This window comes from Pseudomonas trutticola BRTCR10 (genome assembly GCF_056155105.1).
This window is the reverse complement of the sequence record NZ_CM149552.1, coordinates 6,244,264-6,270,220: the sequence shown is the minus strand read 5'-3', so window position 1 is coordinate 6,270,220 and position 25,957 is coordinate 6,244,264. Positions and strand designations below refer to the sequence as shown.

The window sequence follows — 25,957 nt, the reverse complement described above, 5'->3', positions numbered from 1 at the left end:
GGCATTCGGTGCGGTTCGTCTGACAGATCTGTTCGCTGGAATCGGCTGAGAGCCTTCTATTTCAAGGCTTTCACCCGTGCAGCGGCTGTCCGCACCTTCGCCACGCCCGGAAGGAGAAACCCATGGGACAGCGTACGCCTCTGTATGACCTGCATCTCGCCCTCGGCGCGAAGATGGTCGATTTTGGCGGTTGGGACATGCCACTGCATTACGGCTCGCAGGTCGAGGAGCACCACGAAGTGCGCCGCGATTGCGGGGTGTTCGATGTTTCCCACATGACCGTAATTGATGTCACCGGTGTTCAGGCCAAAGCCTGGCTGCAGCATTTGCTGGCCAATGATGTCGAACGCCTGCACAACCCCGGCCGTGCGTTGTACAGCACCATGCTCAACGAGCGCGGTGGCATCGTCGACGACATGATCGTCTACCGTCTCGAGGACGGTTATCGGCTGGTGTTCAACGCCTCCACCCGCGATCAGGACCTGGCCTGGATGAATGCGCAAGTGGGCGGTTACGACGTGCAGCTGCACGAGCGCTCCGAACTGGCCATGCTCGCCATTCAAGGCCCGCAGGCTCGGCACAAGATTGCCGAACTGGTCACCCAGTCCCGCGCCTCGCTGATCCAGCAGCTCAAACCTTTCGAAGCGCACGCCGACGGCGACTGGTTCATCGCCCGTACCGGTTACACCGGTGAAGACGGTCTGGAAATCGCCTTGCCGGCTGATCAGGCTCCAGCGTTTTTCAACGATCTGGTCGGAGCCGGCATTTCGCCGATCGGCCTTGGTGCCCGCGACACCTTGCGGGTTGAGGCCGGGATGAACCTCTACGGTCAAGACATTCATCAGGACGTTTCGCCGCTTGCCTCGAACATGGCCTGGAGCATTGCCTGGGAACCGGCCTCGCGCCAGTTCATCGGCCGCGCCGCGCTGGAGGCAGAAAAAGCCGCGGGTGTTGCGCACAAACTGGTCGGTCTGGTGCTCGAAGAACGCGGTGTTTTGCGTGCTCATCAGGTGGTTCGCATCGCCGATGTTGGCGAAGGGGAGATCACCAGTGGTAGTTTCTCTCCTACGCTAAGCAAATCGATTGCCCTGGCGCGTGTTCCGATGGCCACCGCCGACCGCGCCGAAGTGGAAATCCGTGGCAAGTGGTACCCGGTACGCGTGGTCAAACCGACCTTCGTGCGCCACGGCAAAACTTTGATCTAACCTTTTCCGGCGGGCAGACCGCTGACAATTTCTTGAGGACACCGAAGATGAGCGATATCCCTGCCGAACTGCGTTTTGCCGAAAGTCACGAATGGGCACGTCTGGAAGCCGATGGCACCGTTACTGTGGGCATCAGCGATCACGCGCAGGAAGCGCTGGGTGATGTGGTGTTCGTTGAACTGGCTGAGGTCGGCAAAGTGTTTGCTGCCGGTGATGCAGCAGGTGTTGTTGAATCGGTGAAGGCGGCTTCCGACATCTACTCCCCAGTTGGCGGAGAAGTGATCGCGGTCAACGAAGAACTGGCCAACTCGCCGGAAGAACTGAACAACGAGCCGTACGCTGCCTGGATCTTCAAACTCAAGCCAAGCGACAAGGCTGAGCTGGACAAGCTGCTGGATGCCGCGGCCTACAAGGCAGCCATCGGCGAATAAGCTTCGAGCGATACCCCAAAGCCCCGACTCGTCGGGGCTTTTTCATGGGCAATGAAAATCCAGTGTGGGAGCGGGCGTCTGTACTGAAAATGAGTTGCTACACGGGCTGCTATGCTGGTTTGACCGTGTTGCATTGACGCCGAGCGCCAGCCTAGAGAGAGCCCGTCATGTCCCAGTTGCCGTCCCTGAGCCAGTTACGCGATTCCGAGGCCTTCCTGCGCCGTCACCTCGGCCCGGATGCCGCTGAGCAACAAGCCATGCTCGACAGTCTCGGTCTCGGCAGCCGGGTCGAACTGATCGAGCAGACCGTGCCGCCGGGCATTCGCTTCAATCGCCCGCTCGATCTGCCGCCGGCGCTGGATGAGCAAGCCGCACTGGCCAGACTGCGCGGGTATGCCGAGCAGAATCAGGTGTGGACCAGCCTGATCGGCATGGGCTACCACGGCACCCTCACACCCAGCGTTATCTTGCGCAACGTGCTGGAAAATCCCGGTTGGTACACCGCGTACACGCCGTATCAACCGGAGATCGCCCAAGGTCGGCTCGAAGCCTTGCTGAACTTCCAGCAAATGACCATCGACCTCACCGGCCTCGAACTGGCTAACGCTTCGTTGCTCGATGAAGCCACCGCCGCCGCTGAAGCCATGGCACTGGCCAAGCGCGTTGCCAAGTCGAAGAGCAATCTGTTTTTTGTTGACGAGAACTGTCATCCGCAAACCGTTTCCGTGGTGCAGACCCGTGCCGAAGGGTTTGGCTTCGAGTTGATCATCGATGCTGTGGATAACTTGAAGCAGCACCAGGTGTTCGGTGCGCTGCTGCAATATCCCGACACCCACGGCGAAATCGCTGATTTGCAGCCGCTGATTGACCACCTGCATGCACAGCAGGCGTTGGCCTGCGTCGCCACTGATCTATTGAGTTTGTTGTTGCTGACGCCGCCGGGTGAATTGGGCGCTGATGTGGTGTTCGGCTCGTCCCAGCGTTTCGGCGTGCCCATGGGCTACGGTGGGCCGCACGCGGCATTTTTTGCCAGCCGCGAGGAATACAAACGGGCGATTCCCGGGCGGATCATTGGCGTGTCGAAGGATGCCCGGGGCAACGTGGCACTGCGCATGGCCCTGCAAACCCGCGAGCAACATATCCGCCGCGAGAAGGCCAATTCGAATATCTGCACGGCACAGGTGTTATTGGCCAACATCGCCAGTTTCTATGCGGTTTACCACGGGCCGGAAGGTTTGAAACGAATCGCCCAGCGCGTACATCGGCTGACCTGCATCCTCGCGGCGGGTCTTGAGCGCCACGGCATCAAACGGGTCAACGCACGGTTTTTCGACACGCTGACGCTGGACGTTGGCGGCGCGCAAACCGCAATCATCGGAAGCGCCCAGGCCGCGCAGATCAACCTGAGAATCCTCGGCCGTGGTCGCGTCGGTCTGAGCCTGGATGAGACGAGCGATGAAAATACAGTCGCAAAACTCTTCGATGTGCTGCTTGGTGCCGATCATGGTTTGAACGTCGACGATCTCGATGCTGAAGTCCTGGTTTCAGGCATTCCCGACAACCTCCAGCGCAAGACGCCTTACCTGCGCCATCCGGTGTTCAACGCTCATCACAGCGAAACCGAGATGCTGCGTTACCTCAAGCAACTGGAGAACAAGGACCTGGCGCTCAACCAGTCGATGATCCCGCTGGGCTCCTGCACGATGAAACTCAACGCCACCAGCGAGATGATCCCGATCACCTGGCCGCAGTTCGCCAACCTGCATCCGTTTGTGCCCCGAGAGCAGGCAGTCGGCTACACCCTGATGATCGAAGAGCTCGAGCGCTGGCTGTGCGCGATCACTGGGTTCGATGCGATTTGCATGCAGCCCAACTCCGGCGCTCAGGGTGAGTACGCCGGGCTGCTGGCGATCCGCAAATATCACGAGAGCCGCCAGCAGGGGACGCGGGATATCTGCCTGATTCCGTCCTCGGCCCACGGCACCAACCCGGCCTCGGCGCAGATGGCCGGAATGCGTGTGGTGATTGTCGAGTGCGACGAGGCGGGCAACGTCGATCTGGATGATCTGAAGGCCAAAGCCGCCGAGGCCGGGGCCAGGTTGTCGTGCCTGATGGCGACGTATCCGTCGACCCATGGCGTGTATGAAGAAGGCATCAGCGAAATCTGCGAAGTTATCCACCAGCACGGCGGTCAGGTGTACATGGACGGCGCCAACCTCAACGCGCAGGTCGGGCTGGCGCGGCCGGCGGACATCGGCGCCGACGTGTCGCACATGAACCTGCACAAGACGTTCTGCATTCCCCATGGCGGCGGCGGGCCGGGCATGGGGCCGATCGGCATTCGTGCGCATCTGGCGCCATTTGTCGCCAACCATCCAGTGGTGCCGATTGACGGACCGCTGGCGCAGAACGGTGCGGTCAGCGCAGCGCCGTGGGGCAGCGCAAGTATTCTGCCGATCAGCTGGATGTACATCGCCATGATGGGCCCGCAACTGGCCGATGCCAGTGAGGTGGCGATTCTGGCGGCAAACTATCTGGCGCAACATTTATCCGGCGCGTTTCCGGTGCTGTACACCGGGCGCAACGGGCGAGTGGCGCATGAATGCATTCTTGATCTGCGGCCGCTGAAGGCGCAGACCGGGATCAGCGAAGAAGATGTCGCCAAGCGCCTGATGGACTATGGCTTCCATGCGCCGACCATGTCATTCCCGGTGCCGGGGACGTTGATGGTCGAGCCGACCGAGAGCGAGTCGAAGGCCGAACTGGACCGCTTTATCGGCGCCATGTTGAGCATTCGCGCAGAAATCAGCGAGGTGCAGAACGGCAACTGGCCGGCGGAAGACAACCCGCTCAAGCGTGCGCCGCACACGTTGGCGGATGTTACCGGGGTGTGGGAGCGGCCTTACAGTATCGAGCAGGGCATTACTCCGGATGCGCATAACAAGGCGCACAAATATTGGCCGGCGGTGAATCGGGTGGATAACGTCTATGGGGATCGCAATCTGTTTTGCGCTTGCGTGCCGGTGGACGATTACCGCTGACTTTTCTGGAAGTTATCCAAATCCTGTGGGAGCGGGCAGATCCAGCATATTGGGTGAATGCTGCACCGCCATCGCGGGCAAGCCCGTTCCCACAGGGTTCTATGGCGCATCTGAAATAGCGGGCAAAAAAATGCCGCTCATGTGAGCGGCATTTTCTTCGGTGAAAGGCTTATTCGGAAGCCACGGCATTCTTCGCCAGAATCGCGTTCGCCAGTTCCATGTCCGTCGCTTGCAGGCCCGGATTGTCGGCGCGGACTTTCTGCATCGCCGCTTCCAGGTACGGGCCACGGATCCCGCCATCACTGGCAACGAAACTGCCGGCATCGTCCTGTGCGGCGACGATCAGCTTGTGATCCTTGAAGGTCAGGTAGGTCGAGCCAGTGGTGGCGCCGGACGAAATGACGTTACGCCAAAAGCTGTCGGCCATCGCTGAACCAACAGGGAGGGACAGCAAGGCAAGGGTGGCGACAGCAAGTTTGAGACGCATGATGAGATGACTCCTGGGGGTTAACTACGGCCTTGGATCGTCATTTGCCCGATCCGGTTCCATGAGTGCTCTGTTTCAGCCTGTTGCGCAATCTAGCGCTAGGGCTCCAACGAGTTGTTTGGCACCATGCGCGATGGTTTTCACGCATGGACGCTGCCTTGAATTTTCCTGCTTTGTTTTATGCCATGTTCTGGTGGTTTCTCATGGTCGGTTTCATCGGCCTGCCCGTGCTTTTGATCATGCTGTGTGTACCGGCGTGGCGCAGACCGTTGCTGCGGCATCCACGCAAGGTCGGGGCCATGGCATTGGTCTGTGTCAGCGTTGTTGGCTTGACCTCGTATCGGCTATGGGTCGATCACCGGGAGCGTCAGCTGCGTAATCCCACGCTCGATCACGCTCTTCAGGTCGGGGAGCTGACTTTGCCGGCCGGTGCCAGTGTGCACCTGAGTACGCTCGAACCGCTGGACGAGAAGGGTGAGCCGCAAATCCATGGTCTGGCCAGTGTACGCAGTGCTGAATTCATCGCTCCGCATGCCATTGCCGGGATAAAGGTTTCGGCATTGAAAATGTATTTCCTGCCCGAAGCCGAGTTGCTGCTGGTGGGGGATCAAGTGGTCGATGGCTGGCCCTGTGCGGGCGGCACCTGGTTGAAGATGAGTGTCACCGAGGAGACCCGGCTGCAACCTGAGCGCTGGCGTTTTAGTGCTTGTACGCTGGTGGCCGGTGCGCAGATTGCCGGAGAGACCTGGCCGGCGCAAAGCCGAATCTATCGGGAGGGCGACGAGTACAGCGTCAGTGACTGGATGGCCCGGGAGCCGGTTTCAGTGCGCGGCATCGTGTTGTCGAGTGTCTCCGTGACACTCGACCAGCAGCACCGGCTATTGCGGTGGGAGGGTCAGCTGGAAAATCCGCTAACCGTCGGCGACTGGCAATACCCACATGGAGTGCGGGTGGCGCAGAACAGTCCGGGCACCTTGATGTTCAGCCCGAGCAAGTCCGACGCGGTACGAAATCTGCGCACCGGGAAAGGACTCAAGCTCAACCACTCGATTCTGCAACGGCAATCCGACGGCAGCGTGCTGTGGATCAAGCCCAATGCCGAGGTCAATGTGATCGACTGGTAGCGTCTCTAGCGCTGCTCACTCTGTGGCGTCACCCGCAACACCTCCTCGATCGTCGTCAGCCCGGCCGCGACTTTCTGTGCTCCGGACAAGCGCAGGCTGCGCATGCCTTCCTTGAACGCCTGGCGCCGAATCGCCGTGAGGTCGGTGTCGGGGGTGATGAACGCCTTGAGGCTATCGCTCAGTTGCATGATTTCGTAGACCCCGGCGCGACCGCGATAACCGGTGTCGCGACATTCCAGACAACCAATCGCGCGTTGCGCATTCGTCGGCAGCGGTGCTTGCCACGGTCGGGTCAGGGTTTGCCAGTCTTCTTCCTCAAGCGTGAGGGGCGCCTTGCAGTGCGGGCACAGGGTGCGCACCAACCGCTGGGCCATGACGCCAAGCACGGTGGCTTTGATCAAGTAATGCGGCACGCCGAGCTCCAGCAGACGGCTGATCGCGCTCGGCGCATCGTTGGTGTGCAAGGTCGACAGCACCAGGTGCCCGGTCAGTGCAGCCTGAATCGCCATTTCAGCGGTTTCGAGGTCGCGGATCTCGCCGATCATGATGATGTCCGGGTCTTGCCGCATCAGCGCACGCACGCCGGCGGCGAAGCTCAGGTCGATGTTGTGCTGGACCTGCATCTGGTTGAAGGCCGGTTCGACCATTTCGATCGGGTCCTCGATGGTGCAGAGGTTGACCTCCGGCGTCGCCAGTTTTTTCAGCGTGGTGTACAGCGTGGTGGTCTTGCCCGAACCGGTTGGCCCGGTGACCAGAATGATGCCGTTGGGCTGGCGGGTCATGTCCTGCCAGCGGCGCAGGTCGTCAGTTGAAAACCCGAGCTGGTCGAAGTCCTTGAGCAGAACCTCCGGGTCGAAGATCCGCATGACCATTTTTTCGCCGAACGCCGTGGGCAAGGTCGACAGCCGCAACTCGACCTCGCCGCCGTCCGGGGTCTTGGTCTTGACCCGACCATCCTGGGGTTTGCGCTTCTCGGCGACATTCATCCGGCCGAGGCTTTTCAGGCGGCTGACTATCGCCATGGTCACCTGCGGCGGGAATTGATAGACGTTGTGCAGCACGCCGTCGATGCGAAAGCGCACGGTGCCTTGCTCGCGACGCGGCTCGATGTGGATATCGCTGGCGCGCTGCTGGAAGGCGTACTGGAACAGCCAGTCGACGATGTTGACGATGTGCGCGTCGTTGGCGTCCGGTTCCTGATCGCTGGCGCCGAGGTTGAGCAGTTGTTCAAAGTTGCCGAGGTTGCCGCTTTGCTGATCGGCATTGCTGGCGCCGCTGACCGATTTGGCCAAGCGGAAAAACTCGACGCTGAAACGCTGGATATCCGCCGGGTTGGCCACTACTCGCTTGATCGGCAGTTTCAGGACGTGGGTCAGATCGGCTTCCCAGCCATTCACATAGGGCTGGGCGCTGGCCACGGTTACCGAGTCGCGGTCGACCGCGACGGCAAGAATCTTGTGCCGTTGGGCAAAGGCGTAGGACATCAGCGGGGTGATGGCGGCAACGTTGATCTTCAGCGGGTCGATGCGCAAATACGGCTGCCCGGCCTGTTGCGCCAGCCACAAGGTCAGGCTTTCGAGGTCGAGATGTTTGCCCGGACGGCTGAGGTCGTCGAGCTGTTGGCTGGCGATGAATTCCAGTGGGTGCATCTGGCTGTGGGCGGCGTGGCGCCGACGGGCGTTCAGCGCCTGTTCGGCCGAGTCCTGGCTGATGAAGCCTTGGGCGACCAGTTCACGCAACACATCGTTGAGTTCCAGCCAGCGGTCCTGAGTGGCGAGTTGAACGGACATGCGGGCTCCTTTTGAACGACTGTGCGCAAAGGATAGTCGTGGCCCCGCAGACTGTTGGGCCACTACCCGACGAAGCCGTTGCCGGATTTGTCAGCCGGCCGCTTGCGCCTGCGCATCCCAAGCCGTGTCGGCGTTTTGCAGGTTCACCGAGCACACGCTGATCAGGTTACGAAGTTTTTCCGCAATCACTTGCGCGCGATGCCAGCTCAGGCCGCCCATGACAAGGTCGATCGACAACAGATCATTCAGGCGCTGCACATTGACCTGCTCGGGGGTAAGGAACTGCAACGCGAACAGGTTCAACACCCGCACCAGCAAATCCGGCTCGGCCTCGGCGAGGATTTGATACTGCGCCAGGCAGTGGGCATTGCTGACGTTCCACACGTCGGCGCGGGTGGGGGCGCTGTTCACGGCTTCAAGGTGTGGCATGGCAAGTCTCCAAATTCACTGGAGAAATTTTTACATTCGCTGATGGGTATTTCTTGGCTAAGATCGGCGTTATTGATGAGTCAGCGAATAGATCAATTCGCCAGGTTATCTGTTTGAGGTTTTTATATGCACAGCGAGCTGGACAGCTACGACCGCAAGATTCTCGCCCTGCTGCAAGAGGATGCGTCGCTATCGAGCGCGCAGATCGCCGAACAGGTGGGGCTGTCGCAATCGCCCTGCTGGCGGCGGATTCAGCGGATGAAGGAGGAGGGCATCATTCGCGGGCAGGTGACGTTGCTGGATCGCAAGAAGATTGGCCTGAATACGCAGATATTTGCCGAGATAAAACTCAATGCCCACGGGCGTTCGAACTTCACCGAGTTCACCGAGGCGATTCGCGGCTTTCCGGAAGTGCTGGAGTGTTATGTGCTGATGGGCGCGGTGGATTTTCTGCTGCGTATTGTCGCGGCGGATATCGAGGCGTACGAGCGGTTCTTCTTCGAGAAACTGTCGCTGGTGCCGGGGATTCAGGAAGTGAATTCGATTGTGGCGCTTTCCGAAATCAAGTCCACAACCAGCCTCCCGGTCTAGCGCGGAGGGCCTTTGTGGCGAGGGGATTTATCCCCGATGGGTCGCGAAGCGGCCCCGCTTCCTTAAAAGCAGGGACTGCTGCGCAGTCCATCGGGGATAAATCCCCTCGCCACAGGGGTATTACATACGCAGCAGCATTTTCCAGGCACGGTTCTGATAAACCGCAATCGCCTGCTGCTTGCGCGCATCGAGCAGTTCGTCAGTGATCGTCGGTTCGTTGGCCAGTTGCGCAAGTTTGTTCAGCTCGCCGTACAGGCGATCCATTTCCGGGATCTCCAGCACGTTACGCGCGTGGTGCAACCAGACCTGAATACGCTCGATACGCGGCAATTGCTCGGCCAGATCTTCCGGCTGCTGCTGGTAACGCTGCAATTGCAGGGCCGTGGCTTCTTCACCCAATGTGCGCGGCAACCAGCTGTGCAACTGCGCGCCACCCTGACGGTTGCCACGCACGTTTCGCTCGGCCGTCCAGCTGCGAGCCAGCAACCAGCGCGAAGCGGTCAGCGAGAACAGGCCCCAACGCGGGTCTTCCAGTTCTTCGAGGAACTGTTCCGGCGCAGCTTTGCGCACGTCTTCGTCTTCGATGCCGACCTGCACCAGTGGGCGCCAGTCTTCCAGCAAGGCATCCAGCGCCACGCGCAGGTCGTGGGTCGACGGACGCGGTGCGGCCTGGCCGAGGCTGCTGAGCAGGGCGCGCATTTCGGCGAGGTTCTCGACCCAGTCCAGCAACAGGCGCCAGTGACCGTTGAAACGGTACTGTTCGGCCAGGCGCTGGCTGCTGCCGAGCAAGTGCCAGCCCAGCGCGGCGAAAGCGTCGTCCAGCTGGGTTTCCGGCGTCAGCTCGGGTGCCGGCAGGCTCAGCGAGTAGCTGTTGGCGTCGTACAGACGGTAGCCGCGTTCGGCCTTGCTGATATCACACGGCATCAGCGCCAGGGTTTGCGCCAATTCAGCGGCCAGTTCCAGCAGCGCGGCAGGCTCGCCTTCGCGCAGTTCCAGTTCCAGCTCGCAGATTTCTTCTTTCTGTTTGCCGACTACCACATGACCCAGGTCCAGCGCGGCTTCGATGACCACTTTGGCCTTGCCACGACCCCAGGCGATTTCGGCGCGCTCGCGGACGAAATCGGTGGTAAAGATCGGTTTCAGGGTTTTCTTGTCCAGCTCGGCCAGCGACTCGGGCCAGCATTCGCCGTCGAGTTTCTTCACGTCGAGCTTGGCTTTCGGCAACTTCCAGTCGTACTCGTTACGCTCGGACAGACCGGCGACGCTCTGGCCGCGAGTCTTGAGGGTCTGAATCACTTCGTCGCCATCCTTGCGCAGGCGCAGGGCAACTTTGGCCTGGGCCAGATCGCGCTCTGGGGTGTCGAAGTACTGGTTCATCAACTCACGGCGTTCCCAGCCATTTTTGTTGCGTTTTTTCAGTAACGGGTGCTCGCGCAGGGCAGCGAGGGTTTCGCGGCTGACGCGGAGTTTGATTTCGGTTTCTTTCTGCATGGCCGGAAAATCCAGGATCGGGAGCGCAGCCGGGGGAATGTGTGGCTGCCAAGGTCGTGCAGTGTACAGGACTCAAACTTCCTACGCCCTGCGGCGGTTTATTCCTGACGCCGGATGGCTCTATGATGGACTTCAAATCGGGAGTGGGAGTCAGCGATGCCTTTGCCGTCCATGCAAGACCAGTTCGCTGCGCTGATTGCCGCGCCGTCGGTCAGTTGTACGCAGCCAAGCCTGGATCAGTCCAACCGGGCGGTGATCGATCTGCTCGCCGGATGGCTCGGTGATCTGGGTTTCAGTTGCGACATCCAGCAGGTCAGTCCCGGCAAATTCAATCTGCTCGCGAGTTTCGGCAGTGGTCCCGGCGGGCTGGTGCTGGCCGGGCACAGTGACACGGTGCCGTATGACGATGTGCTGTGGCAGACCGATCCGCTGAAACTCACCGAAGTCGATGGTCGCTGGGTCGGGCTCGGCAGTTGCGACATGAAGGGCTTCTTCGCCCTGATTATCGAAGCCGTGCTGCCGCTGCTTGATCAGCCGTTCAAGCAGCCGCTGCTGATCCTCGCCACCTGCGATGAAGAAAGCTCGATGTCCGGTGCCCGCGCGTTGGCCGAGGCCGGGCGACCGCTGGGCCGTGCGGCGGTGATCGGCGAGCCGACCGGGCTCAAGCCGATCCGCATGCATAAAGGCATCATGATGGAGCGCATCGATATTCTCGGGCAGAGCGGTCATTCGTCGGATCCGCGCCTGGGCCACAGTGCCCTCGAAGCCATGCACGATGCCATCGGAGAACTGCGTGGTCTGCGCCTGTTGTGGCAGCGTGAATTCAACAATCCGCAGTTCAGCGTGCCGCAACCGACGATGAACTTCGGCTGCATCCACGGTGGCGACAACCCCAACCGCATCTGCGGCCAGTGTTCGCTGGAGTTCGACTTGCGGCCGTTGCCGGGCATGGACCCGAAAGTCCTGCGCGCCGAGATTCTGCGCAAGCTCAACCCGGTTGCCGAACGGCATCAGGTGAAGATCGACTACAAACCGTTGTTCCCGGAAGTGCCGCCATTCGAACAGTCTGAAGACGCCGAATTGGTGCGTATCGCCGAGAAGCTCACCGGTCATGTGGCCGAAGCAGTGGCGTTCGGCACCGAAGCGCCTTATCTTCAGCGCCTTGGCTGCGAAACCATCGTACTCGGCCCCGGCGACATTGCTTGTGCACATCAACCGGGCGAGTACCTTGAAATGTCACGTTTGCAGCCTACCGTGCATCTATTGCGGCAACTGATTGAACATTACTGTCTGACAAGTGCCCCAACACCACAGGATTTGTAGGAGTGAGCCTGCTCGCGATAGCGGTGAGACAGTCACCGGAGATATTGACTGACACTCCGCTATCGCGAGCAGCTCATTCCTACAAGGGATCTGTGTTTTGCTCGACCAAACGCTGTAAATTGCCAGCATTCCAACCCGTATTCATGAGGAGAGCGCGCGTGTCGCCAAGCCTGTTCCGACGATAACCATCAGCCCGCTGTGCGTTTTCCGTTTCGCCCCTTTTCCGGCTGCTCTTTATTACAGGCCCAGGTTCATGCCCGAATACGTCAATTGGCTTCGTCACGCATCTCCCTACATCAATGCCCACCGCGACTGCACCTTCGTCGTCATGCTGCCCGGCGACGGCGTGGAGCATCCGAATTTCGGCAATATCGTCCACGACATCGTCCTGCTGCACAGCCTCGGCGTGCGTCTGGTGCTGGTGCACGGTTCGCGCCCACAGATTGAAACCCGCCTCGCCGCCCGTGGCCTGACGCCGCATTACCACCACGGCATGCGCATCACCGATGCGGCGACGCTGGAGTGTGTGATCGACGCCGTCGGCCAGTTGCGCATTGCCATCGAGGCACGGCTGTCGATGGACATGGCTTCATCGCCGATGCAGGGCTCGCGTCTGCGCGTGGCCAGCGGCAACCTGGTGACCGCGCGGCCGATCGGCGTGCTCGAAGGTGTCGATTATCACCACACCGGCGAAGTGCGCCGGGTCGATCGCAAAGGCATCAATCGTCTGCTCGATGAACGCTCCATCGTGCTGCTGTCGCCGCTGGGCTACTCGCCGACCGGTGAAATCTTCAACCTCGCTTGCGAAGACGTCGCCACCCGCGCCGCCATCGACCTGGGCGCAGACAAACTGCTGTTGTTCGGCGCCGACCTCGGTCTGATCGATGAGAACGGCAAACTGGTGCGCGAACTGCGCCCACAACAAGTGCCGGCGCATTTGCAGCGTCTGGGCAGCAGCAACTATCAAGCGGAGCTGCTGGATGCCGCTGCCGAGGCTTGCCGCGGCGGCGTGGCGCGCAGCCACATCGTCAGCTATGCCGAGGACGGCGCGCTGCTGACCGAACTGTTCACCCGTGACGGTGGCGGTACGCTGGTGGCCCAGGAGCAATTCGAACTGGTGCGCGAGGCGGCGATTGAAGACGTCGGTGGCTTGCTCGACCTGATCAGTCCGCTGGAAGAACAGGGGATTCTGGTGCGCCGTTCGCGTGAAGTGCTGGAGCGTGAGATCGAGCAGTTCAGCGTGGTCGAGCGTGAGGGGATGATCATCGCCTGTGCGGCGCTGTATCAGATTGCCGATTCGGATGCCGGTGAACTGGCGTGTCTGGCGGTGAACCCGGAGTACCGCCACGGTGGTCGCGGTGATGAACTGCTGGAGCGCATCGAAACCCGTGCCCGCGCGCAAGGTTTGAAGACTCTCTTTGTACTCACCACGCGCACTGCGCACTGGTTCCGCGAGCGTGGCTTCGAGCCGAGCAGTGTTGAACGCCTGCCAGCGGCACGGGCGTCGCTGTACAACTATCAGCGCAACTCGAAAATCTTCGAAAAGACCCTTTGATCTGAATTGGCGGGGCTTTTGTGGTGAGGGGATTTATCTGTGGTGAGGGGATTTATCCCCGATGGGGCGCGCAGCGGCCCTGCTTTTGGGACTGCTACGCAGTCCATCGGGGATAAATCCCCTCGCCACAGGTTTCATTGAGCCAGTGATGGATTTCACTGTTATTCAGTGATGAATTTCGCACTCACGTACGGCGAATAATCCGGCAGCACCGTTTCAACCTTGCCCTGCTCCTTCAAAAACTTCGCCGTCTCGCCAATTGCCTTCGCCGTGCCGCCGTCCAGCAGCGCGGTGGTTTGCTGTGCCTTGGCATCCGGGAAAGCTGAGCCGGCGAGCAGTTCAGGAACATCAGCGGCATTGGCGCCAGTCAATTTGGCGATTTTCTGTACAGGTGCCGAGTCAGCCGTCCAGCTGTCTTTATGGCTGGCGTAGTCGGCGAACGAGTCTAGAGTGACCTTGGCAAATTTGGCCACGACGTCAGGATGCTTCTCGGCGAAGTCCTTGCGTGCGACCCAGACTTCGAAGGTTGGCGCGCCCCATTGGCCGACCTGCGCGGCATCGGTCAGGGTCTTGCCGGTCTTGCGGATTTCACCCAGTGCTGGCGACCAGACAAACGCACCGTCAATGTCGCCGCGTTTCCAGGCAGCGGCGATTTCTGCGGGTTGCAGGTTGACCACTTTGACTTTCGAGGTGTCCAGGCCCCAGTGCTTGAGCGCGCCGAGCAGGCTGTAGTGGGAGGTGGAAACGAACGGCGTGGCGATGGTTTTGCCGACCAGATCCTGCGGGGAGTTGATGCCGCTGCCGTTGCGTACCACCAAGGCTTCGGCGGCATTGATCTGCGCCGAGACGATGAAGGCCACAATCGGCAGGTTTCGTGACGCGGCAGCCGCCAACGGGCTGGAACCGAGGTTGCCGATCTGTACATCACCGGAGGCAATGGCTGTCACAACTTCCGGGCCACTATTGAAACGACGCCAGTCGATTTTCTCACCGATGGTTTTCTCGTAGACGCCGTCGGCCTGAGGGACTTTGCTCGGATCGATACCGGTCTGGTAGCCAACGGTAAGGTTGGCGGCGTGGGCGGAGAAAGAAATCAGTGCTGACACACAAACTGTAACAAATTGACTAGATAGTGCGCGTTTGGCCATCATGGCGTCGCCTTTTCGATAGGGTTTGACGATTTGGGGTTGCGCCAAAGCTAATCGATCTAAAAAAAGGCTAACAAATACCATTTAGGAATGAGCTTAGTCGCCGATACGCTGTTTCCCGGCGGAGGTGGCAAGATACTGGCCATATTCCGAAATGATATGAAAAAGAATGAATAAATTCTTTTTGGGTTTATCAGGAAATCTTTACTCTGCACGGACCAAATCACTGCGATTAGACCTTGGTCGTAGACACACAAGGTTACGATTGACTTGTCAGTCACGGTCTGGCGCTAATCGCGAATCTTAGGACCCAGGGGCGTCAGATCCCGGGCCAGGAACACAAGAATTAGAAACGAGAGGAGCTTTACATGAACAAGTCCACCTTGGCCCTGGCTGTGGCCGTAGGGGTTATGGCGCAGCAGGCAGGCGCCGCCGGTTTCATCGAAGACAGCAAAGCTACTTTGGGGCTGCGTAACTTCTACATCAATACTGATAACCGTGATGGCGACGTCAACGCTCCCGCCAACAAGCGTAACGGCGTTCAGAGCAAGCAAGAAGAATGGGGCCAAGGCTTCGATCTGCGCTTCATCTCCGGTTACACCCAGGGCACCGTAGGCTTCGGTATCGACGCTATCGGCCTGTTGGGCGTGCGTTTGGATTCCGGTGGTGGCACTAACGGCGCTTCCCCAGCGACCGCCACCAACTACGGTTCCTACGGTGGCACTGTTTTCCCGAGCAAATCCAATGGCGAAGCGGTTGATAACTTCTCCAGCCTGGGTCTGACTGCCAAGGCCAAGATCTCCCAGACCGAACTGAAGCTGGGTACTCTGCAGCCGAAAAACCCGGTTATCGTTACAAACGATGGTCGTCTGCTGCCGCAAACCTTCCAGGGTGGTCAGATCACTTCGGGCGACATCAAGGACCTGACCCTTGTTGGCGGCCAGATCGAGCACGTCAAAGGTCGTAACTCCAGTAACAACGAAGAACTGTCGATCGCTGGCGCCAACGGTCGTACCGCGACTGGTCGCGACAGCAACAAGTTCATCTATGCCGGTGGTGACTACAAAATCACCAAAGACCTGACTGCCCAGTACTACTACGGCAATCTGGATCAGTTCTACAAGCAACACTTCCTGGGCCTGGTGCACAACTGGGCAATCGGCCCGGGCGTGTTGAAGTCGGACCTCCGTTACTTCAACAGCCGTGACGACGGTAAAAACGGCACCGATGCCAACTACTACACCTCGGGTGACTACGGTACTGGCATCACCAAAGGTAAAGTCGACAACAACCTGTACAGCGGTCTGTTCCTGTACACCGTTGCAGGTCACACCTTCGGTGGCGGTTACCAGGTCAGCAACGGCAACAGCGACTTCCCGTGGCTGAACCAGGGTGACGGTTCTTCGAACTACACCATCACTGACATGCAAATCCAGAAGTTCGGTCGTGCTGGCGAGCGTACCTGGCAGGCTCGCTACTCGTATGACTTCGCCAAAGTGGGCCTGCCTGGCCTGACCGCCGGTGTGGTTTACCTGCGTGGCGATAACATCGACACTACCGGTCGCGTCGGTTTCAACCAAGTCAGCGTCAATGCCACCGGCCGTTCCGAGTGGGAACGCGACCTGACCGTCGGTTACGTAGTACCAGAAGGCCCGCTTAAGAACCTGGGCCTGATGTGGAAAAACGCTACCTGGCGCAACGACATCCCAGGTCAACGCGACCAGGATGAAAACCGCCTGATCGTCAGCTACTCGATCCCGCTGCTGTAATAGCGCGTCTCGATTCGTTGATGTAAAAAAGCCCCGTCCGGCATCGCGCCGGACGGGGCTTTTGCGTTTTCGAGTCAGGCTCACCCCCGTAAGCCCTCCCCGAATTTCCCTCTTTGCAGCTACTCAAGGCCTTCTCGAACCTTGCGAACGATGTTCGTCGGGATACGGCCGAGCGTCCAGTGAACAGATCTTTAATATTCTTTTTAGATCTAGATATCTATTTATTTATTCTTTTTCAGAAGATCAAAAGCCAAGCTACAGTTGAGGTCTCCAACAACTCATCAGGAGCAGCACCATGAGCCTCAGACTCGGCGACATCGCCCCCGACTTCGAACAGGATTCCAGCGCCGGCAAGATTCGTTTCCACGAGTGGCTGGGCGATAGCTGGGGCGTGCTGTTCTCCCATCCGGCGGACTTCACCCCGGTGTGCACCACCGAGCTGGGTTTTACCGCCAAGCTCAAGGATGAATTCAGCAAGCGCGGCGTCAAAGCCATCGCGCTGTCGGTCGACCCGGTGGACTCTCACCACAAGTGGATCGAAGACATCAACGAAACCCAGAACACCCTCGTCAACTTCCCGATCCTGGCGGACGCCGATCGCAAGGTTTCCGACCTCTATGACCTGATCCACCCGAACGCCAACGACACCCTGACCGTGCGTTCGCTGTTCGTGATCGATCCGAACAAGAAGATCCGCCTGACCATCACTTACCCGGCGAGCACCGGGCGCAACTTCCACGAAATTCTGCGGGTGATCGATTCGCTGCAACTCACCGACAACTACAAAGTGGCCACCCCGGCCAACTGGCAGGACGGTGACGAGGTGGTGATCGTGCCGTCGCTCAAGGATGAAGACGAGATCAAGAAACGCTTTCCCAAAGGCTATCGCGCGGTGAAACCGTATCTGCGCCTGACGCCGCAGCCGAATAAATAACCTTTTGAGGCGATCGTTCCCACGTCGAGGCGTCGAACCGTCCGCGTGGGAATGCCGCCCGTGAAGCTCCGCGTCACAGTGGCCGCGGAGCGTCCTTGGATTCATTCCACGCAGAGCGTAGGAACGATCAGTGTGTAGCCACAAAGCAGGGGATTTCAGGCCGTTTCCACGGCCTTTTTTTTCGCCCGCCGTATGCCGGAATATATATCTCCAAAACGAATAACCAAATGAATAAATATGATTTATGGATATATAAATCAACTGGTAAGGTCACTTCCATCGAAGCGAGATCGCAACCCGCGAATCGCCTGTAACGCTCAAGGAATTGTCTCAATGCTGGTCGTCTCACTCGGTGGCAGCCCTAGCCAACGCTCCCGTTCCGGGGTGCTACTGGAGCGCTCGCAACGCTGGTTGCAGGAGCAAGGGGTGGAAGTGGTGAGTTATCAGGTGCGCGACTTTCCGGCCGAAGACTTGCTCCACGCCCGCTTCGACAGCCCGAAGGTGCTCGACCTGCTGGCTCAGATTGAAAATGCCGATGGCCTGTTGATTGCCACCCCGGTGTACAAGGCCTCGTTCTCCGGTGCGTTGAAAACTGTGCTGGATCTGCTGCCCGAGCGCGCCCTGAGCCACAAGATTGTTTTGCCGATGGCCACCGGCGGCAGCATCGCCCACATGCTGGTGGTCGATTACGCCCTCAAGCCCGTGTTGTCGGCATTGAAAGCCCAGGAAATGCTCCAGGGAATTTTCGCCGAGGATAGCCAGATCGCTTACGGCGAAGGCAGCGCGGCGGCGCAACTGGCACCGGCGCTGGAGCAGCGACTGTATGAGGCGCTGGACCAGTTTGTCAGCGCCATGGCCCGCCGGCCGAAACCGCTGGAGCCGGGCTTGTTGAACGAACGTTTGTTGAGTGCTCGCTGGAGCATTTAAGTCTCACCCGAACTTGAAGTACTGGCCTTACTCGCCCGCCAACGGGCAAGCAGGTGCAGCCAAAACCCAACAGCAAAAAGGAGAGCGCTATGCGCACTGTATTTTTGCGTCGTGGTCTGGTCGCTCTGTTTGCTGCGGCTGTCACCTTCGGCGCCATCACTCAAGCTCAAGCCGAAACATTGCGGATCGGTTATCAGAAGTACGGCACGCTGGTGCTGCTCAAAGCCAAGGGCACCCTGGAAAAACGTCTGGCCGCCCAAGGCGTCGACGTGCAATGGACTGAATTCCCCGGCGGCCCGCAGTTGCTGGAAGGCCTGAACGTCGGCTCGATCGATTTCGGTGTTACTGGCGAAACCCCACCGGTGTTCGCCCAGGCTGCCGGTGCCGATCTGCTCTACGTCGCCTACGAGCCGCCAGCGCCAAACAGCGAAGCGATCCTTGTGCCGAAAGACTCGCCGATCAAATCGGTGGCGGATCTGAAGGGCAAGAAAGTCGCGCTGAACAAAGGCTCCAACGTTCACTACCTGCTGGTGCGCGCACTGGAAGACGCCGGCCTCAAATACTCCGATATCCAGACCGTATTCCTGCCGCCGGCCGATGCCCGCGCCGCGTTTGAACGTGGCAGTGTCGACGCCTGGGTCATTTGGGACCCGTACCAGGCTGCCGCCGAGAAACAGCTGCAAGCGCACACCCTGCGCGACGGCAAAGGCATCGTCGACAACCACCAGTTCTATCTGGCGACCAAACCTTATGCGCAGAAAAATCCCGAGGTGATCAAGACCCTCGTCGAGGAAGTGCGCGCGGTTGGCGAGTGGTCCAAAGCCAATCCTGAAGACGTCACCCAACAAGTCGCGCCACTGCTCGGCCTGCCGGCGGACATCACTTTGACTTCGGTGAAACGCCAGGGCTACGGCGCGCTGTTCCTGACCCAGGAAGTGGTCGCCGCGCAACAGAAAATCGCTGACACGTTCTTCCAGCTCAAGCTGATTCCCAAGCCGTTGAGCATCAAGGATGTGATCTGGACACCACCGGCCGCTGTGGCCCAAAGCTCGGCCACCCAAGCCCAGTAACTCGAATCCCCAAGGAGACCACTCCATGAGCCTCAACATCTTCTGGTTCCTGCCTACCCACGGCGACGGCCATTACCTTGGCACCGCCGAAGGCGCCCGCGCCGTCGACCACGGTTATCTGCAACAAGTCGCGCAAGCGGCGGATCGTCTGGGTTTCGGCGGCGTGCTGATCCCCACTGGCCGCTCCTGCGAAGACTCGTGGTTGGTGGCGGCATCGCTGATCCCGGTGACCCAGCGTCTGAAGTTCCTTGTTGCCCTGCGCCCCGGGATCATTTCCCCGACGGTGGCGGCGCGGCAGGCAGCCACGCTGGATCGTCTGTCCGGTGGTCGTGCGCTGTTCAACCTGGTGACCGGCGGCGATCCGGAAGAATTGGCCGGCGACGGACTGTTCCTCAGCCATGAAGAGCGCTATCAGGCCTCGGTGGAATTCACCCGTATCTGGCGCCGCGTGCTGGAAGGCGAGACCGTTGATTACGACGGTCAGCACATCAGTGTGAAGGGCGCGAAATTGCTCTATCCGCCGATCCAACAACCGCGTCCACCGCTGTACTTCGGTGGCTCGTCGGAAGCGGCGCAGGACTTGGCAGCCGAACAAGTTGAAATGGTCCTGACCTGGGGCGAGCCGCCAGCCGCGGTCGCCGAAAAGATCGAACAGGTGCGGGCCAAAGCCGCCAAGCTCGGTCGCACCGTGCGCTTCGGCATTCGTCTGCACGTAATCGTTCGCGAAACCAACGCCGAAGCCTGGCAAGCCGCAGATCGGTTGATCTCGCATCTGGATGACGACACCATCGCCCGCGCTCAAGCCTCTCTGGCGCGTTTCGATTCGGTCGGCCAGCAACGTATGGCCGCGTTGCACGGTGGCAGCCGCGACAACCTCGAAGTCAGCCCGAACCTGTGGGCCGGCGTTGGCCTGGTGCGCGGCGGTGCCGGTACGGCGCTGGTCGGCGACGGTCCGACCGTGGCTGCCCGCGTGAAGGAATACGCAGACCTGGGCATCGACACCTTTATCTTCTCCGGTTATCCACACCTTGAAGAGTCGTATCGCGTCGCTGAGTTGCTGTTCCCGCACCTCGATATCGAACGCCCGGAACTGCCGAAAAGCGCCGGTTATGTCAGCCCGTTCGGCGAGATGGTCGCCAACGACATTCTTCCCAAAGCCGCGTCGCAGAGCTGAGGCTAGCCATGAAGAAAATCATCCACAGCCTCGCGCCCTGGGCGTTGCCGGTGCTCTTGCTGGCGGTGTGGCAGTTGTCGGTGTCGGCCGGTTGGTTGTCGACACGCATCCTGCCGGCACCGGTGGCGGTGATCGAGGCCGGTGTCAGTCTGGTGCGCAGCGGCGAGATCTGGACGCATCTGGCGATCAGCGGCTGGCGCGCGGCGCTCGGTTTTACCATTGGCGGCAGCATCGGTCTGGCACTGGGCTTCATTACTGGCCTGTCGAAGTGGGGCGAACGTCTGCTCGACAGCTCGGTGCAGATGATTCGCAACGTGCCGCATCTGGCGCTGATTCCGCTGGTGATCCTCTGGTTCGGCATCGACGAGTCGGCGAAGATTTTTCTGGTGGCGCTGGGCACGTTGTTCCCGATCTACCTCAACACCTATCACGGCATTCGCAACGTCGACCCGGCGCTGGTGGAGATGGCGCGCAGTTATGGCTTGAGCGGTTTCAGCCTGTTCTGGCAGGTGATTCTGCCGGGCGCGCTGCCTTCGATTCTGGTTGGCGTGCGCTTCGCCCTGGGCTTTATGTGGCTGACGCTGATCGTCGCTGAAACCATTTCGGCCAGCTCCGGCATCGGTTATCTGGCGATGAATGCCCGCGAGTTTTTACAGACTGACGTGGTGGTGCTGGCGATCCTGCTTTACGCGGTGCTGGGCAAACTCGCCGACCTCGCGGCCCGTGGTCTTGAACGTGTGTGGTTGCGTTGGCACCCGGCCTATCAGGTCGCCAAGGGAGGTGCGGCATGACTGCTCAACAACCTCCACGCCTGCTGCGCGGCATTCCGCTGGCGGTGCGCAATCTGCAGAAAACCTTCGGTGCGCGGAAGGTGCTGCGTGACATCGACCTGCACATCCCGGCGGGGCAATTCGTCGCTGTGGTCGGGCGCAGCGGTTGCGGCAAAAGCACCTTGCTGCGCTTGCTCGCCGGCCTCGATCAACCGACTGGTGGCGACTTGCTGGCCGGCGCTGCACCGCTCAGCGATGCGCGGGAAGACACTCGACTGATGTTCCAGGAAGCACGTTTGCTGCCGTGGAAAAAGATCATCGACAACGTCGGCTTGGGCCTTAAAGGCAACTGGCGTCCCAAGGCGCTCGAAGCGCTGGACGCGGTGGGTCTGGCGGATCGTGCCAATGAGTGGCCGGCAGCGTTATCTGGCGGACAGAAGCAGCGCGTCGCACTGGCCCGGGCGCTGATCCACCAACCGCGTCTGCTGTTGCTCGACGAACCGCTCGGCGCACTGGACGCGCTGACCCGCATTGAAATGCAGCAACTGATCGAACGTCTCTGGCAGCAACACGGTTTCACCGTACTGCTGGTGACTCATGACGTCAGTGAAGCGGTGGCGATTGCCGACCGGGTGATTCTGATCGAGGACGGCGAAGTCGGCCTTGACCTGCATGTGGAGCTGCCACGCCCGCGTGTACGCGGATCGCACCGGCTGGCGGCGCTGGAAACCGAAGTGCTCAACCGTGTTCTGTCCCTGCCCGGCGAGCCGCCGGAGCCGGAACCCGTTTCACCACTGCCTACGCAATTGCGTTGGGCTCAATAACTCAAGTTACATCCAACGACAGGAATCAATGCCATGACTATCAAAGCCATCAACGTGCGCAACCAGTTCAAAGGCTCGATCAAGGAAATCGTCCTCGGCGACGTGCTGTCGGAAATCGACGTGCAAACCGCCTCGGGCATCGTCACTTCGGTGATCACCACCCGTTCGGTCAAGGAGCTGGAACTGGTGGTCGGCAGCGAAGTGATTGCCTTCGTGAAATCCACCGAGGTGTCGATCGCCAAGTTGTAATCGATGCGGTACACAGGGCCCCGGACGGCTTGAGCCCTCCGGGGTTTTTTCATGCGCGCTTTTCAAAGGCTGTTGAGGCAGACGTTCGTCGGTTTGGAGGCGCCGGGCAGATCTGCTATGTTCCGGCTTTTGTCCGGGCGCCTACAGGAAGATTATGACGACGAAGCAGAATGCCGCAGGGCATTCGCCCGCTCACCGCGAGTACCGGGAATTTACTCGCGAGCAATGGTCAGCCTTCCGGGACGATGCGGCGCAGAGCCTTTCGTCTGCGCAAATGAATGCGTTGATCAGTCCGACACAGCCCATGACGCGTGAGGAGGTAGAGACCATTCTGCTGCCTTTGGCGCGCCTGCTGAATCTGCATGCAGCGGCGGCGCGGTCGCTGGGTCAGGTGCACAGTGAGTTTCTCGGCGAGCCGGCGCACAAACCGCCGTATGTCATCGGCATCTCCGGCAGTGTCGCGGTGGGTAAAAGCAGTTTTGCCCGGGTCTTGTCGGCGCTTCTGTCGTCGTGGCCGGGCTCGCCTGATGTGCAATTGGTGACCACCGACTCGTTTCTGTTGCCGCTGGCGACCCTGGAAAAGAACAACCTGTTGCACCGCAAAGGCTTTCCCGAATCCTATGACCGGGCGCTGCTTCTCGACTTTTTGCACGCCGTGCGCAACGAAGGCCAGCCGGTGCAGATTCCGGTCTACTCGCACGTCCAGTACGACATTCTTCCTGATGAAACGCAGACCATTCAGTCGCCCGATATCATCGTTCTGGAAGGCCTGAATGTGCTGCAAGAGGACAAACGCGACAGTCTGAATGTCCTCGACTTCGTCGACTTTTCGATCTACGTCGATGCTGCGCAAGAGGACATCAAGAAGTGGTACCTCGAACGCTTTGTCTACTTGAAGAACACCGCGTTTCAGTCTGACGAGTCGTACTTCAACAAGTACAAGTCCCTGTCGAATGACGAGGCGCTGTCAGTGGCGTCCGGCACCTGGGACCGGGTCAACCTGAAAAACCTCGTCGAGAACATCCTGCCGACCCGCGACAAGGCCAGCCTGATTCTCAACAAGTCGGCCGATCATTCCATCGACAGGATTCTGCTCCGCGCGATCTGAACAAGTCATCGGGCAATGCGCTGTTGTCTGTTACCGGTCAGACGGCAGCTGTTCGCTTGGGCAGATAGAGCGGCAGATACAAGCCCAGATAGGCATCAAATACGCGCATGCCTTCCTCGGCCAGGCGCGGGGTGATTTGCCCGTGCTGCTGGACTGACCGGGCGTAGACGCGGTCGCCCAGTTCCATCGCCAGTGCAAACACATCGACGTCGGTGGGCAGTCGCGGCAATTCGAAATGGTGGTCGAACAGCTTGTGCATCAGGTCGCCCAGCTCGATGTCGTGCTGACGGTCAGCCTGAGTCACTTCGGTGAGCCCGTGCTGGGCAAGAATCAACTGCCGGGCGGCGGCATCCTCGTCGTAGATCTCCAGCATCCGCCGTTCGACCAGCCGCGACAGATCACGCCAGTCGCGCAGGGCCCCGTGATCGATCGGCGCTTGCAGGCAGGCGCGAAACGCGGCGTGAACGTCGGCGGTCAGCGCTTCGAGCAATGCCGGGACGCTGGCGAAAAAGTGATACACGGAGGAGGGCGGAATCTGCGCGCGCTCGGCGACGCTGTAGATCGACAGACTGGCCACGCCCTCGGAAGCCAGCAGCGTACGCGCGGCGTCGAGTATCGAATCGATCCGTGCCTGACTGCGGGCACGGGGTTTGCGGACGGGGGCGGGACGCGTCATGAAAGTCTCCTGCGGGGCAGCGGGCATTGTACGAGCCGGGTTCGATGTTGTCTGCCGACCTGTGGCGAGGGGATTTATCCCCGATGGGCAGCGAAGCGGCCCCAAGCCATTCAGCTTGGTGTATCAGGAATAACCGGTTCTCAGGGTTTACGGCTGCTGTGCAGCCCATCGGGGATAAATCCCCTCGCCACAGAGGCCATAAAAAAACGCCGCTGGCTGAATCAGCCAACGGCGTTTTTTTGCAGCTGCAAACCGCTTAAACGGTATGCAGGTACCAGTTGTATTCAAGGTCGGAGATGGAGTGTTCGAACTCCTCCAGCTCACTTTCCTTACAGGCAACGAAGATATCGATGTATTTCGGATCGATGTACTTGGCCATCACCTCGCTGTCGTCCAGCTCGCGCAGGGCATCGCGCAAGTTGTTCGGCAGGCTTTGTTCGTTCTGCTCGTAGCTGTTGCCTTCGACTGGCGCGCCCGGTTCGATCTTGTTGGTCAGACCGTGATGCACGCCCGCCAGTACCGAAGCCATCAGCAGGTACGGGTTGGCATCGGCGCCGGCCACGCGGTGTTCGATACGCACAGCATCGGACGAGCCGGTCGGAACGCGAATCGCCACGGTGCGGTTGTCCAGGCCCCAGCAAGGCGAGTTCGGGACGTAGAACTGAGCGCCGAAACGACGGTACGAGTTGACGTTCGGGCAGAGGAAAGCCATCTGCGCGGGCAGGGTCTCGAGCACACCGCCGATCGCGTGACGCAGCGCGGCGTTCTGCTCGGGATCCTCGCTGGCAAAGATGTTCTTGCCGGCCTTGTCCAGAATCGAAATATGTACGTGCAGACCGTTGCCAGCCTGGCCCGGGTAGGGCTTGGCCATGAAGGTGGTATCCATTTCATGGTCGTAGGCGATGTTTTTGATCAGACGCTTGAGCAGTACCGCGTAGTCGCACGCCTTGATCGGGTCGGCGACGTGGTGCAGGTTCACTTCGAACTGCGCCGGGGCACTTTCCTTGACGATGGCGTCGGCCGGGATGCCTTGCTCTTTGGCACCTTCCAGAATGTCCTGGAGGCAGTCGACGTATTCGTCCAGGTCGTCGATCAGATAGACCTGAGTCGAGTGCGGGCGTTTGCCGGAGATCGGCGAGCGTGGCGGCTGTGGACGGCCGTTCACGTTTTCCTGGTCGATCAGGTAGAACTCGAGTTCGAATGCGGCGCAGATGGTCAAGCCCAGCTCGTCAAACTTTGCAACAACTTGACGGAGCACTTCGCGCGGATCCGCAAAGAACGGGTCACCTTCGAGCTCGTGCATGGTCATCAACAGTTGCGCGGTAGGGCGCTTCTGCCATGGCTCGTTGCACAGGGTGTCGGGGATTGGATAGCAGATACGATCGGCGTCGCCGATGTCCAGGCCCAGGCCGGTGCTTTCCACCGTCGAACCATTGATATCCAGAGCAAATAGAGAGGCCGGCAGGTTGATGCCTTTCTCGTAAACCTTGTGGAGGCTGGTGCGTTCAATGCGCTTGCCGCGCACCACACCATTCATATCCGCAATCAGAAGGTCAACGTACAGAACCTCAGGATGTTCCTTAAGGAACGCGTTCGCTTCGTTGAGCTGAACGGCACGCGGGGGTACCGACATGATGCAACACCTTTGTTGTTAAAAATATCAATCATTGATCTTTTCTGGTTTCAGTCAACCCGAACAGCCTGCCGAAGTCAAGCGAGGCCTTTTTTGCCCTAAAAAAGCGCTGTGAGGGCATTTATGGGGCACTTTGGGGCGGTTTTTTGTCCTTGGGGCAGTTGCCACCCGCGGGCTTGAGCAGGCCGTGTTGTATTTTTTACGGGGG

The 25,957-nt window shown here is 59.8% G+C and carries 23 protein-coding genes; 16 read left to right on the top strand and 7 right to left on the bottom strand.

Going from position 1 to position 25,957, the window contains the following annotated elements; translation table 11 throughout:
- Positions 1–122: 122 nt before the first annotated feature.
- The 3 genes from gcvT to gcvP all read left to right on the top strand — a co-directional run bounded on the left by gcvT (position 123) and on the right by gcvP (position 4,677).
- Positions 123–1,205 carry a glycine cleavage system aminomethyltransferase GcvT gene (gene gcvT / locus ACVVH8_RS28525; protein ID WP_103302499.1) on the top strand — a complete coding sequence of 361 codons (1,083 nt, stop codon included), beginning with the start codon at positions 123–125 and terminating at the stop codon, positions 1,203–1,205.
- 47 nt (positions 1,206–1,252) lie between these two features.
- Entirely contained in the window at positions 1,253–1,636 is a 384-nt protein-coding gene (gene gcvH, locus ACVVH8_RS28520; protein ID WP_103302498.1) for a glycine cleavage system protein GcvH, read from the top strand.
- A 167-nt stretch (positions 1,637–1,803) separates the two neighbouring features.
- Positions 1,804–4,677 carry an aminomethyl-transferring glycine dehydrogenase gene (gene gcvP / locus ACVVH8_RS28515; RefSeq protein WP_475227536.1) on the top strand — a complete coding sequence of 958 codons (2,874 nt, stop codon included), beginning with the start codon at positions 1,804–1,806 and terminating at the stop codon, positions 4,675–4,677.
- A gap of 169 nt (positions 4,678–4,846) precedes the next feature.
- Here gcvP and ACVVH8_RS28510 read toward each other — a convergent pair whose 3' ends face one another.
- Positions 4,847–5,167: a DUF2388 domain-containing protein gene (locus ACVVH8_RS28510; RefSeq protein WP_169843014.1), complete on the bottom strand. Its 321-nt coding sequence runs from the start codon at positions 5,165–5,167 to the stop codon at positions 4,847–4,849.
- A gap of 155 nt (positions 5,168–5,322) precedes the next feature.
- Here ACVVH8_RS28510 and ACVVH8_RS28505 point away from each other — a divergent pair, with 155 nt between their 5' ends.
- Positions 5,323–6,288, top strand: coding sequence for a hypothetical protein (locus tag ACVVH8_RS28505; protein ID WP_475227534.1), 966 nt, complete (start codon positions 5,323–5,325; stop codon positions 6,286–6,288).
- A gap of 5 nt (positions 6,289–6,293) precedes the next feature.
- Here ACVVH8_RS28505 and tfpB read toward each other — a convergent pair whose 3' ends face one another.
- Positions 6,294–8,078 carry a type IV pilus assembly ATPase TfpB gene (tfpB, locus tag ACVVH8_RS28500; protein WP_475227531.1) on the bottom strand — a complete coding sequence of 595 codons (1,785 nt, stop codon included), beginning with the start codon at positions 8,076–8,078 and terminating at the stop codon, positions 6,294–6,296.
- 90 nt (positions 8,079–8,168) lie between these two features.
- Positions 8,169–8,507: a hypothetical protein gene (locus tag ACVVH8_RS28495; protein WP_103302495.1), complete on the bottom strand. Its 339-nt coding sequence runs from the start codon at positions 8,505–8,507 to the stop codon at positions 8,169–8,171.
- Positions 8,508–8,633: 126 nt separating this feature from the next.
- Here ACVVH8_RS28495 and ACVVH8_RS28490 point away from each other — a divergent pair, with 126 nt between their 5' ends.
- Complete coding sequence (locus tag ACVVH8_RS28490; RefSeq protein WP_016983809.1) at positions 8,634–9,098, top strand: Lrp/AsnC family transcriptional regulator; 465 nt, start codon at positions 8,634–8,636, stop codon at positions 9,096–9,098.
- A 120-nt stretch (positions 9,099–9,218) separates the two neighbouring features.
- Here ACVVH8_RS28490 and ACVVH8_RS28485 read toward each other — a convergent pair whose 3' ends face one another.
- Positions 9,219–10,589, bottom strand: a complete 1,371-nt coding sequence (locus tag ACVVH8_RS28485; protein WP_213026896.1) for a CYTH domain-containing protein — start codon at positions 10,587–10,589, stop codon at positions 9,219–9,221.
- A gap of 156 nt (positions 10,590–10,745) precedes the next feature.
- Between ACVVH8_RS28485 and argE the strand changes: the two genes are divergently transcribed.
- Together argE and argA are read left to right on the top strand one after the other, a co-directional pair.
- The gene (gene argE / locus ACVVH8_RS28480; protein ID WP_475227529.1) at positions 10,746–11,912 is read left to right on the top strand and encodes an acetylornithine deacetylase; all 1,167 of its coding nucleotides are present in this window, start codon (positions 10,746–10,748) and stop codon (positions 11,910–11,912) included.
- Positions 11,913–12,165: 253 nt separating this feature from the next.
- Positions 12,166–13,467, top strand: coding sequence for an amino-acid N-acetyltransferase (argA, locus tag ACVVH8_RS28475; protein WP_103302491.1), 1,302 nt, complete (start codon positions 12,166–12,168; stop codon positions 13,465–13,467).
- Positions 13,468–13,628: 161 nt separating this feature from the next.
- On the opposite strand, the gene tauA is transcribed toward argA, so the two are convergent.
- Positions 13,629–14,618: a taurine ABC transporter substrate-binding protein gene (gene tauA, locus ACVVH8_RS28470; protein WP_103302490.1), complete on the bottom strand. Its 990-nt coding sequence runs from the start codon at positions 14,616–14,618 to the stop codon at positions 13,629–13,631.
- A 365-nt stretch (positions 14,619–14,983) separates the two neighbouring features.
- Between tauA and ACVVH8_RS28465 the strand changes: the two genes are divergently transcribed.
- The 9 genes from ACVVH8_RS28465 to coaA all read left to right on the top strand — a co-directional run bounded on the left by ACVVH8_RS28465 (position 14,984) and on the right by coaA (position 23,440).
- Positions 14,984–16,384: an OprD family porin gene (locus tag ACVVH8_RS28465; RefSeq protein ID WP_103302489.1), complete on the top strand. Its 1,401-nt coding sequence runs from the start codon at positions 14,984–14,986 to the stop codon at positions 16,382–16,384.
- Between the two features lie 295 nt (positions 16,385–16,679).
- Complete coding sequence (locus ACVVH8_RS28460; protein WP_103302488.1) at positions 16,680–17,318, top strand: peroxiredoxin; 639 nt, start codon at positions 16,680–16,682, stop codon at positions 17,316–17,318.
- A gap of 333 nt (positions 17,319–17,651) precedes the next feature.
- On the top strand, positions 17,652–18,245 hold the full coding sequence (ssuE, locus tag ACVVH8_RS28455; protein ID WP_103302486.1) for an NADPH-dependent FMN reductase: 594 nt from the start codon (positions 17,652–17,654) through the stop codon (positions 18,243–18,245).
- Between the two features lie 89 nt (positions 18,246–18,334).
- Positions 18,335–19,315 carry a sulfonate ABC transporter substrate-binding protein gene (locus ACVVH8_RS28450; RefSeq protein ID WP_475227527.1) on the top strand — a complete coding sequence of 327 codons (981 nt, stop codon included), beginning with the start codon at positions 18,335–18,337 and terminating at the stop codon, positions 19,313–19,315.
- A gap of 25 nt (positions 19,316–19,340) precedes the next feature.
- Positions 19,341–20,489 carry an FMNH2-dependent alkanesulfonate monooxygenase gene (gene ssuD, locus ACVVH8_RS28445; protein WP_007939251.1) on the top strand — a complete coding sequence of 383 codons (1,149 nt, stop codon included), beginning with the start codon at positions 19,341–19,343 and terminating at the stop codon, positions 20,487–20,489.
- Between the two features lie 8 nt (positions 20,490–20,497).
- The gene (gene ssuC / locus ACVVH8_RS28440; RefSeq protein ID WP_093429771.1) at positions 20,498–21,280 is read left to right on the top strand and encodes an aliphatic sulfonate ABC transporter permease SsuC; all 783 of its coding nucleotides are present in this window, start codon (positions 20,498–20,500) and stop codon (positions 21,278–21,280) included.
- Entirely contained in the window at positions 21,277–22,083 is an 807-nt protein-coding gene (gene ssuB, locus ACVVH8_RS28435) for an aliphatic sulfonates ABC transporter ATP-binding protein (RefSeq protein WP_475227524.1), read from the top strand. Before ssuC ends, ssuB begins: the two co-directional genes overlap by 4 nt.
- A gap of 33 nt (positions 22,084–22,116) precedes the next feature.
- Positions 22,117–22,332, top strand: coding sequence for a TOBE domain-containing protein (locus ACVVH8_RS28430; protein ID WP_003229256.1), 216 nt, complete (start codon positions 22,117–22,119; stop codon positions 22,330–22,332).
- A gap of 154 nt (positions 22,333–22,486) precedes the next feature.
- Entirely contained in the window at positions 22,487–23,440 is a 954-nt protein-coding gene (coaA, locus tag ACVVH8_RS28425; protein ID WP_103302482.1) for a type I pantothenate kinase, read from the top strand.
- A gap of 37 nt (positions 23,441–23,477) precedes the next feature.
- Here coaA and ACVVH8_RS28420 read toward each other — a convergent pair whose 3' ends face one another.
- Positions 23,478–24,116 carry a TetR/AcrR family transcriptional regulator gene (locus ACVVH8_RS28420; protein ID WP_475227522.1) on the bottom strand — a complete coding sequence of 213 codons (639 nt, stop codon included), beginning with the start codon at positions 24,114–24,116 and terminating at the stop codon, positions 23,478–23,480.
- Positions 24,117–24,372: 256 nt separating this feature from the next.
- Positions 24,373–25,749, bottom strand: a complete 1,377-nt coding sequence (locus ACVVH8_RS28415) for a glutamine synthetase family protein (RefSeq protein ID WP_103302480.1) — start codon at positions 25,747–25,749, stop codon at positions 24,373–24,375.
- Positions 25,750–25,957 lie beyond the last annotated feature (208 nt).